This window comes from Aeromicrobium sp. PE09-221 (assembly GCF_002174305.1).
Classification (GTDB): domain Bacteria; phylum Actinomycetota; class Actinomycetes; order Propionibacteriales; family Nocardioidaceae; genus Aeromicrobium.
Genome location: NZ_MIJB01000054.1, coordinates 1 through 8,905, shown reverse-complemented (window position 1 = coordinate 8,905; position 8,905 = coordinate 1). Strand labels below are relative to the sequence as shown.

General features: G+C 68.8%; 10 protein-coding genes and 1 rRNA gene. All 11 read left to right on the top strand.

The window, feature by feature from the left end:
* Window positions 1–113: 113 nt before the first annotated feature.
* The 11 genes from rrf to BHE97_RS19080 all read left to right on the top strand — a co-directional run bounded on the left by rrf (window position 114) and on the right by BHE97_RS19080 (window position 8,763).
* Window positions 114–230: ribosomal RNA gene (rrf, locus tag BHE97_RS19130) — 5S ribosomal RNA — on the top strand.
* A 170-nt stretch (window positions 231–400) separates the two neighbouring features.
* Window positions 401–622, top strand: coding sequence for a hypothetical protein (locus BHE97_RS19125; RefSeq protein WP_201791544.1), 222 nt, complete (start codon window positions 401–403; stop codon window positions 620–622).
* An 8-nt stretch (window positions 623–630) separates the two neighbouring features.
* Window positions 631–900 carry a monovalent cation/H(+) antiporter subunit G gene (locus tag BHE97_RS19120; RefSeq protein WP_201791543.1) on the top strand — a complete coding sequence of 90 codons (270 nt, stop codon included), beginning with the start codon at window positions 631–633 and terminating at the stop codon, window positions 898–900.
* Entirely contained in the window at window positions 897–1,811 is a 915-nt protein-coding gene (locus tag BHE97_RS19115) for a hydrogenase subunit MbhD domain-containing protein (protein ID WP_087625630.1), read from the top strand. Before BHE97_RS19120 ends, BHE97_RS19115 begins: the two co-directional genes overlap by 4 nt.
* Window positions 1,808–2,095, top strand: a complete 288-nt coding sequence (locus BHE97_RS19110) for an NADH-quinone oxidoreductase subunit K (RefSeq protein WP_087625629.1) — start codon at window positions 1,808–1,810, stop codon at window positions 2,093–2,095. The genes BHE97_RS19115 and BHE97_RS19110 overlap by 4 nt, the downstream gene beginning before the upstream one ends.
* Entirely contained in the window at window positions 2,092–3,543 is a 1,452-nt protein-coding gene (locus tag BHE97_RS19105) for a proton-conducting transporter membrane subunit (protein ID WP_087625628.1), read from the top strand. The genes BHE97_RS19110 and BHE97_RS19105 overlap by 4 nt, the downstream gene beginning before the upstream one ends.
* The gene (locus tag BHE97_RS19100) at window positions 3,540–5,063 is read left to right on the top strand and encodes a proton-conducting transporter membrane subunit (RefSeq protein ID WP_087625627.1); all 1,524 of its coding nucleotides are present in this window, start codon (window positions 3,540–3,542) and stop codon (window positions 5,061–5,063) included. The genes BHE97_RS19105 and BHE97_RS19100 overlap by 4 nt, the downstream gene beginning before the upstream one ends.
* Window positions 5,060–6,832, top strand: a complete 1,773-nt coding sequence (locus tag BHE97_RS19095; protein WP_087625626.1) for a proton-conducting transporter membrane subunit — start codon at window positions 5,060–5,062, stop codon at window positions 6,830–6,832. Before BHE97_RS19100 ends, BHE97_RS19095 begins: the two co-directional genes overlap by 4 nt.
* A complete protein-coding gene (locus BHE97_RS19090; protein WP_170931517.1) occupies window positions 6,829–7,335 on the top strand; it encodes a Na+/H+ antiporter subunit E in 507 nt (168 codons plus the stop codon). The genes BHE97_RS19095 and BHE97_RS19090 overlap by 4 nt, the downstream gene beginning before the upstream one ends.
* A gap of 61 nt (window positions 7,336–7,396) precedes the next feature.
* Window positions 7,397–7,762 (top strand): single-stranded DNA-binding protein, encoded by a 366-nt coding sequence (locus tag BHE97_RS19085; protein WP_087625624.1) that lies wholly within the window; start codon window positions 7,397–7,399, stop codon window positions 7,760–7,762.
* Window positions 7,759–8,763: an HAD-IIA family hydrolase gene (locus BHE97_RS19080; protein ID WP_087625623.1), complete on the top strand. Its 1,005-nt coding sequence runs from the start codon at window positions 7,759–7,761 to the stop codon at window positions 8,761–8,763. The genes BHE97_RS19085 and BHE97_RS19080 overlap by 4 nt, the downstream gene beginning before the upstream one ends.
* The last annotated feature ends 142 nt before the right edge of the window (window positions 8,764–8,905 follow it).

Genomic DNA, 8,905 nt, shown 5'->3' with positions numbered 1-8,905 from the left:
TAATAGGCCGAGGGCTTGTCACTCAACACATACTTTTCGAGTTGTTCGCGTCCACTATGAGGTTCCCAGACCATCAACGGCTATTAATTGGATAGTTGGATGGTTGAGAGAGTTACGGCGACCATAGCGAAGGGGAAATACCCGGTCACATTCCGAACCCGGAAGTCAAGCCCTTCAGCGCCGATGGTACTGCACTGGAGACGGTGTGGGAGAGTAGGACGTCGCCGGACAACCACTAGCGCGAGGCCGCCCCGGAACCCTGGGGCGGCCTCGCCGCATTCACGGAACCTTTTACTCACCCTGCGATGAGCCGGTATCCCTCCTAAAATCGTGCCAAGCACGAGGGAGCGGAGGTCAGGGCATCAGCGCAGCGGACACGGCACTGTCGGTGACGGCGAGTGTGGTTCTTCTGTGTACGCTGGCCGGCCTGTGGCGTGCGGGCCGCGGCCCCACCACGCGGGATCGGCTTACCGCCTTCGTTCTCCTCGGCACCACGGGTGCCGCGCTGCTCGCGGTGCTCGGAAGTCTGACCGCCACGGCGGCGTTCCGGGACGCGGCCATCGCCCTCGTGGCGCTGGCGACCGTGGTCGCCCTCGTCTGGATCCAGCGGGCAGACCGATGATTATCCTGATGACGCTGCTCCTCGCTGTGGGAGCGATCTTCATGATCGCGGGAACAGCGGGTCTCCTGCGGTTCCCCGACCTCCCCACCCGGCTGCATGCCGTGGCGAAGGCAGACAATCTCGGTCTCGGCTTCATCATCCTCGGTCTGATCGTCCACACGGTCTCGAACGGTGCAGGCGCCGGTGTCGTGGTGAAACTGCTCCTCATCTGGGCCCTCGCCCTCCTCGGGACCGCGGTCAACAGCCACCTGCTGGCCGTTCGCGAGGATGACGGATGAGTCTCGACATCGGCGTCTTCGACGCGCTGTTGTTGACTGGTGTCCTGCTGGCGGCCGTCGCCGCTGTACTGGTGCCGCGCCGGACCGCATCGGTCGCGGTCTTCCTGGTCTTCGGGTTGCTGCTCGCCCTGCTGTGGGCTCGCCTGGATGCCCCCGATATCGCTCTGGCAGAAGCGGTCCTGGGCGGTGGCGTCACCGGTGCGCTGCTCGTCGACGCCCTCGCCTCGAAGCAGCCGCACGCGCCGCCGCGTCGGCTGTGGACCGTCGTCGTGGGAATCGTCGCCGGTACGATCGCCTTCCTCGCCGCAGCATGCGTGGTCTCTCGACTGTCTGGGCCCACAGGGGAGCTGCCTCGTCTCGTCGACGACCAGATCGCTACGACGGGTGCTGAACATCCGGTCACCGCGGTGCTGCTGAACTTTCGCAGCTTCGACACGCTCCTGGAGATCGCCGTGGTGATGGCCGCGGTCTTCGCGGCGACGGCCGTCAGCGATCGCTCCTGGGCGCGGGAACTTTCGGCATCCGGGGAACTGCGGACCATCGCGATGGCTTTGCTCCCCGTGGTCGCACTGCTGGCCGTGTGGATGCTGATCGCCGGGACCACCCGGCCCGGGGGCGCCTTCCAGGCCGGGGCGATGGTGGGAGCCGGTCTCGTCATCGCGCATCTGACCGGCACGCGGCACGCCTCGACCCGTGGTCGGTGGGGCGAGGCCCTGATCGTGGTGGGCCTCGTGGCCTTCATCCTCCTCGCCTTCTCGACGGCGGTCGCGGGTGAGGGATGGCTCGTGCTGGGTGAGTCCTGGGCTTCGGCGGCGATCCTCGGGATAGAGGCGGTGCTCGCCGTCAGCATCGGAGTCGGCCTGGCGCGGATATTCCTCGCTAATCGGAATGAACCAGGGGAGGCCCGATGACCTTCGTCGATCTCGCCCTTCTCGCTGGTCCCGCCATCATGATGATCGGACTCGTCGGTCATCTGCTCATCGGCGACCTGCTGCGCCGCATCATCGCCCTCAATGTGGCCTCCGGTGGGGTCATGCTGGTGCTGCTGGCGGTCGCGGCGCGCGAGGACGTCCCCGATCCGGTACCGCAGGCACTCGTCCTCACCGGGATCGTCATCATGGCCGCGGTCACCGGTGTGGCGCTCGCCTTGGCACGCCGCGTCGACGCAGTGAGCGACGAGAGCGAGGACCGATGAGATATCCCGCGCTCTTGCCCGCCCTCGTCCTGCTCCCGCTGCTTCTGTCAGCGATGGTGGCCCTGGTGCCGCGCGGACCGCGAAGGCTCGCGGGCGCGGCAGCCTCCTCGATCACCGGGGTGCTCGGGTCCGCTGTCGTCCTGGCGTTGATGATCGACGGTGGCAGCTGGGAGTTCGCCCTCGCCGGTTGGGAGGCTCCACTGGGCATCACCTTGCAGGCAGACGGCACGAGCACTGCATTCCTGGCGCTCATGACCGTGGTCGGTGTGGCGGTGACGGTCTATGCCGCAGCGGAACCGCGCCTCGCCGGGGGTCCGGACTTCTGGCCGCTATGGCTCGTCCTCTGGGCCGGCCTCAACGGTGTGGTCGTCGCCGGAGATCTGTTCAACATCTACGTGATGCTCGAGCTGGTGACCCTCGCAGCGGTCGCGCTGGTGGCCCTCGGCGGTAGGTCGGCCGCCGCCCCCGCGCTGCGCTACCTCTTCGTGGGCGTCGTCGGCTCACTGTTGTTCCTGCTGGCCGTGGCGCTCGTCTACGCAGAGACCGGCACCCTCGATCTGCTGCAGGTCACCGCTGCGCTGGAACCCGGCCCGGTGCTGACCGCCATCGTGGCGCTGACCCTGCTGGGCATGGGAGCGAAGATGGCATTGTTCCCCCTGCATGCCTGGCTGCCGGTCGCCCATCCGGCCGCGCCCGCTGCTGTGAGTGCGGTGCTCTCGGCACTGGTCATCAAGGCCGGAGTGATTGTCCTCTGGCGCATCTGGTTCGGCCTCGCGGACGATGCCACCGCCGTACGGGCTCTGGGCGTGGTGGCAGGTATCGCCGGAGCCGTCGCCGTCTTCTGGGGCGGGGCGATGGCGCTGCGATCGTCCCGGCTGAAGCAGATCATCGCCTACTCCACCGTCGCGCAAGTCGGGTACTTCGCGATCGTGCTGACGCTGGCCGACGGCTCCGCGGCCGGGTGGTCCGGCGGGGTGGTCCTGGTGCTCGCCCACGGTCTGGCCAAGGCCGCGATGTTCCTCGCCGCTGGCACGCTGGCCGTCGCCTACGGCACCGACCGCCTCTCCCACCTTCACGGCGCCATCACCCACACCCCGATGACGGTCGCCGCGCTGGGAATCGCCGGGATCAGCCTCGCCGGCCTGCCGCCGACCTTCGGCTTCGTGGCCAAATGGCAGCTGCTGATGGCCGCGATCGAGCAGGGTGCGTGGTGGTGGATCGGCGTGCTCCTGCTCGGCGGCCTGCTGACCTTCGGCTACACCGCCGCGATGGTGCGGGCCACCTTCAACCGTCCCGGGGACGACGAGGTACCTGCTCCGCACCGGGTACGGAGCGTCCTGGCGGTGGTGCCGTTCACACTCGCGATCGCGTCGGTGGTGTTTGGGGTGTTCTCGGCCGGACTCGTCGATCTGGTCGCCGAGGATCCGACGGTGAGGGGGCACGGATGACCCCGGACGCCCAGGTCGACTACAGCATCGTCCCGCTGTTGATGCTGCTGACCTCGCTGCTGCCGGCGGGGATCATCTTCTGCCTGCGCGAGGATCAGGTGCGGTGGCGTACGACTCTCAATATGGCCGGCGCAGTGGCCAAGGTGGGCTTCGTCGTGGCACTGATCCCGCCGGTCGTGTCCGGTGACAAGCTCCGCGTCTCGATGCCCTGGGTGCCGGGCGTCGACCTCGTCCTCGTCACCGACGCCTTCTCGCTCTTCTTCGTCGCGCTGTCCGCCGGGCTCTGGCTGGTCACTACGATCTACGCGATCGGGTACCTGGAGGGCGCGCCGAACCGCTCGCGCTTCTTCGGTTTCTTCAGCCTGTGTGTGACGGCGACGACCGGTATCGCCCTGGCTGGCAATCTCATCACTTTCCTGCTGTTCTTCGAGATGCTGACACTGGTGACCTATCCGCTGGTGGCGCATCGCGGGACGAAGGACGCACTCGACGGGGCCCGTACCTATCTCGCCTACACCTTGGGCGGCGGTGTCGTCCTGCTGGCGGGCGTCGTCTGGCTCACCGCGCTGGTGGGACCCGTCGAGTTCACCGCCGGCGGGGTGGCGGCGGTCGCCGATCTCGCTGCCGAACGGCCGGGGGAAGCGACGGCGATCGGCGCGCTGCTGCTCATCGGCATGTCCGTCAAGGCGGCCATCGTCCCGCTGCATGGATGGTTGCCGATTGCGATGGTGGCCCCGGCACCGGTCAGCGCCCTGCTCCATGCGGTGGCCGTCGTCAAGGCGGGTGCCTTCGGCATCGTCCGGGTCACGCATGATCTCTTCGGTCTGTCGGTGGCCGGCGAGCTGGGACTGCTGCCGGTCATGGCGGGATTCGCGGGATTCACGATCGTGTACGGGTCGATCCGAGCGCTGGCACAGGATGACCTGAAGAAGCGGCTGGCCTATTCGACGGTCTCGCAGCTCTCCTATGTCGCCCTCGGCGCCGCGCTCGTGTCGCCGCTGGCGACCGCGGGAGCCCTCGTCCATATCGTCCACCAGGGGATGATGAAGATCACCCTCTTCTTCTGTGCCGGACTGTTCGCCGAGGTGCAGGGCATCTCGAAGATCAGCCAGCTCGCCGGTGTCGGTCGCCGGATGCCGCTGACAGGCGCCGCGTTCACGGTGGGGTCGCTCGGCATGATCGGACTGCCGCCGCTTGCCGGATTCGTCTCCAAGTGGCCGCTGGCGCTCGGCGGGTTGGACGCCGGCACCACCTGGGTCCTGCCCGTCCTCATCGCTAGCACCTTGCTCAATGCGGCGTACTTCCTTCCCGTGGTCTACGCCCTCTGGCGGCCCGAACCCGATGACCAGGAGGCCGCCGTGCCGGCTGTCCCGCCTCGGCGTCGTCTGGAAGCGCCCGCCGCGCTTCTGTGGCCGCCGGTGGTGACTGCCGCGATGGTGCTCCTCATGGGTGTAGCCGCCGGCTGGACCTATTCGCCCTGGGGCTTGGCTGAGATCATCGCCGGGGGGAGCTACCGATGATGTGGTGGATCGCTGCCGGTTGGCCGCTGCTCCTGGTCGCCGTGCTGATGGCATCGGGACTGCTGCCGCGGGACGCAGCTGAGCGTCTCCGCGACCGAGGATCGCGCTTCGGCTGGGTGGCCGTGGTGCCGGCCGGCATCCTGTGCGCGACAGCGGGATCCGAGACGGTCACCGTGCCCTGGATGCTGTTCGGCACCTCGGTGGCCCTCGACGCCATCGCGCGTCCCCTGCTCGCGATGGCGGTGGTGCTCTATGGGCTCGCGCTGGCCTTCATCCCGAGGTCGGGCACTGAGCGCCCGGCTCTGCTGTCCGGTCTGGTGATGGTGTGCTTCGTGGCCAATGCGGGTGTCTTCGCCGCAGCCGACCTGATCACCTTCTACCTCTGCTTCACCGTGATGAGCTTCGCCGGCTACGGGTTGGTGGTCCATTCCGGTTCCCGCCCGGCGCGCCGGGCGGGTCGGATCTATCTGGTGATGACGGTGCTCGGCGAAGGTGCCGTCCTGTCGGCGATGGTGCTCATCGCCCGGGCCGGCGGCCTGCGGCTCGGCGAGTCCGCCGCGGCAGTGGCGGGATCGCCGGACCGCGATCTCATCATCGGATTGCTTCTCCTGGGGTTCGGCGTCAAGGCCGGTACCGTGCCGCTGCACGTCTGGCTTCCATTGGCGCACCCCGCGGCGCCCACGCCCGCCAGCGCGGTGCTCTCGGGGGCGATGATCAAGGCGGGCCTCGTGGGCTGGCTGCGATTTCTGCCCTTCGGCGAGAGCGAGATCGGCTGGGGGACCGCCTTCATGGCGCTCGCGCTGCTCGGGGGCTTCCTGGCGGTGCCCGCCGGGCTGCTGCAGGACGACCCGAAGGTCGTCCTCGCGTACAGCAGTATCAGCCAGATGGGCTTCCTGGCCGTCCTCATCGGCGTCGCACTGGCCGTGCCCGAGGCCGCCGGGGCGTGCACGATCGCGGCCGTCGTCTATGCGGTCCACCACGGCCTCGCGAAGGGTGTGCTCTTCCTCGGGGTGCAGATGTGGGATGTCGAACGCTGGCGACGCTGGCCGGTGGCGGTGCTGATGGCCGTCGCCGGGCTCTCGATCATCGGTGCTCCGCTGACGGGCGGCTATGTGGCGAAGTACGGGGCCAAGGAGGCCGTCGGCGCCGCCATGTTCCCGGCCACCGGTGGCGCCTCCCTGGCCGAGGTGCTGCCTTGGGTGGGACTCGGATCGACCTTGTTACTGGCGCGCTTCGCGGTCGTGATGTGGCGTCGCGACCGTGCTCCGTCACCCACACCGATCACCCGGGACATCGCGTGGGCGATCGTCGCCGTGGCGCCTGTGGGCGCGGTGGGTTGGCTCGCCTCCTCGCACGAACCGCTCTCGACCACACCGGACTGGTTCGATCCGGGGACATGGGTGGCGCAGAGCTGGCCGCTGCTGGTCGGCCTCGTCCTCGCGGTAGGGGCGGCACGGATCGCCCGCGGGCCCCGGTGGAAGGACTCGCGTATCGCGCACCCACATGGGGATATCGTCCCGCCCGGTGACGTGGTGACGCTCGAGGAGCGACTCGTCAGCCGGGCGGGGGTGGGACTGCGCGCCGCGCTGCATCGACTCGAAGGCCTGGCGACCGATATCCGCGCGCGTCTCACGCCACCGGTCTCGCTGGTCGCGGCGGTCGCGCGTGCTCAACGCTCGTTCAGCGCCTGGGAGGTCTCCGGCACGGTGCTGCTCGTCCTGATCGCCGCGGCCCTCGGATGGGCAGCGGTGAACGGGGGCGGAGCATGATCGGGTCGCTTGTCGCGCGTGCGACGGTCGCGGCGCTGTTCTGGCTGGCGATCGTGGAGGCAGACGGTTCAGTCCTCGCCTATGGCGTGGTGGCCGTCCCGCTCGCGGTCGCGCTGAGCTATGCCCTCACGGGGAGACCGCGCCGGAGTCGAGGAGGCCGTTGGACACGAGGTCTGGCGGCACTACGACTCGGCGGCTGGCTGCTCGGCCGCTCTGTGCTCGGAGGCGTCGACGTCGCCCGCCGTGCCGTGCGACTGTCGAGTGTCCGCGTCGATCCCTATTGGACGACCTATCGCACGAGTCTGCACACTGAAGGCGCGCGGATCGCGCTCGTGTTCCTCATGAACCTCATCCCCGGTTCGTTGTCGGCGAGCCGTGAGGGAGATCTGATCGAGGTCCACGTCATCGGCACGGATCTCGACATGGAGTCCGGACTGGCGGCGCTCGAAGGCCGTATCGCGCGGGTCGCGGGGGATCCGTCCACAGATGAGGACCACGGCTGAGCCGTCCACAGATCGATCGGACCGTCTGGATCGGCCTTCCGGCGCGCCGGAGAGTGGGGCCATGAGCCAGAGCCCAGAGATCCTCGTCCCTTCCCATGACACCAATGAGGTGCACCTCTCCGGGCGCCTCTCGTCCCCGCCGGTCCTGCGGGTGCTGCCGTCCGGCGATGAGATCGTGACCTTCCGGTTGGTGGTGCGACGCAGCGCCAGGGCGCGTCGCCGTTCGCGGCAGAGCGTCGACAGCTTCGAATGCACGGCGTGGACCGCCGCACTGCGGCGGCGCGCCCTGCGCCTCGCCGCCGGCGATCTCGTCGAGGTCCAGGGTGAGCTGCGGGCCCGCTTCGCGCGCGGACAGCACGGGCTGGTGGGGCGCGTGACGGTCGACCTGCGGAGCGTGACGAGGGCGCCGGTAGCCTCGTCGCCATGACATTGTGCTCGTCCCCGCGACCGCTGACCGAGGACCACGATGCCGTGCTGCTCGACCTCGACGGGGTCGTCTATGTCTCCGACCACGCCGTCCCCGAGGCCGTCGAGGCACTGACCGCGGCGCAGGCATCCGGGGTGGCGCTCGCCTATCTCACGAATAACGCCGCGCGGACCCCGTGGGCGGTGGCCGAGCACCTGCGACGATTGGGCTTGCCGGCCGGGGTCGCGGATGTCGTGACCTCCGCGCAGGCGATCGCCCGCGTGATGGCCGGCGAACTCGACCCGGGAACGCGGGTGCTCGTGTGCGGAGGTGAGGGTCTGCGGGAGGCTGTGGAGGAGGTCGGCCTGGTGCCGGTCTCCTCAGCCGAGGACCAGCCCGGCGCCGTGGTCCAGGGCTACTTCCCGGAGGTCGGCTGGCGTGACCTCGCGGAGGTGGCCTATGCCGTCGAGGACGGCCTGCCCTGGTATGTCAGCAATACCGACCGCACCATCCCGACGGCCCGCGGAATCGCCCCGGGCAATGGCTCCCTGGTGGAGGTCGTGCGAACCGCGGCCTCAGCCGAGCCTCGCTCGGTCGCCGGCAAGCCGTACCGCCCGCTGTTCGAGGTGACGGTGCAGCGCATCGACTCCGAGCGTCCGCTGATGGTGGGGGACCGGCTCGACACGGATATCGCGGGTGCCCGCGCCGCCGGGATCCCGTCCCTCGCCGTGCTCACCGGGGTCAGCAGCATCGCCGATCTCGTCGCGGCCCGGAAGGAGGAGCGTCCCGATTATGTCGCGGCCGATCTGCGGGGGCTCCATGAGGCCCACTCACCGGTCGAGATCGATGGGATGAGCGCCGTCTGCGCCGATGCGGTCGCCCGCTATGTCGATGATCGGATCGAACTGGACCATCCAGCGGCCGATATCGCGAGCCTGCGAGCGGTGGTCGGGCTCGCGTGGCACATCCGGGACACCGGCTCTGCGATTCCGTCCGTGGACAGTGGGACACTGGGCCTATGAGCGAGCGCAGAACCGAGATCTGCTCCCTATCCGTCAACGTCGACCGTGCCAGCTTGACGAGTATCCAGCACATCTCGGTCCACGTCGGGGTGAGGGCATGAGCGAGCGCAGCGAGCGAACGATAAGGGTTATCTCATGCCGG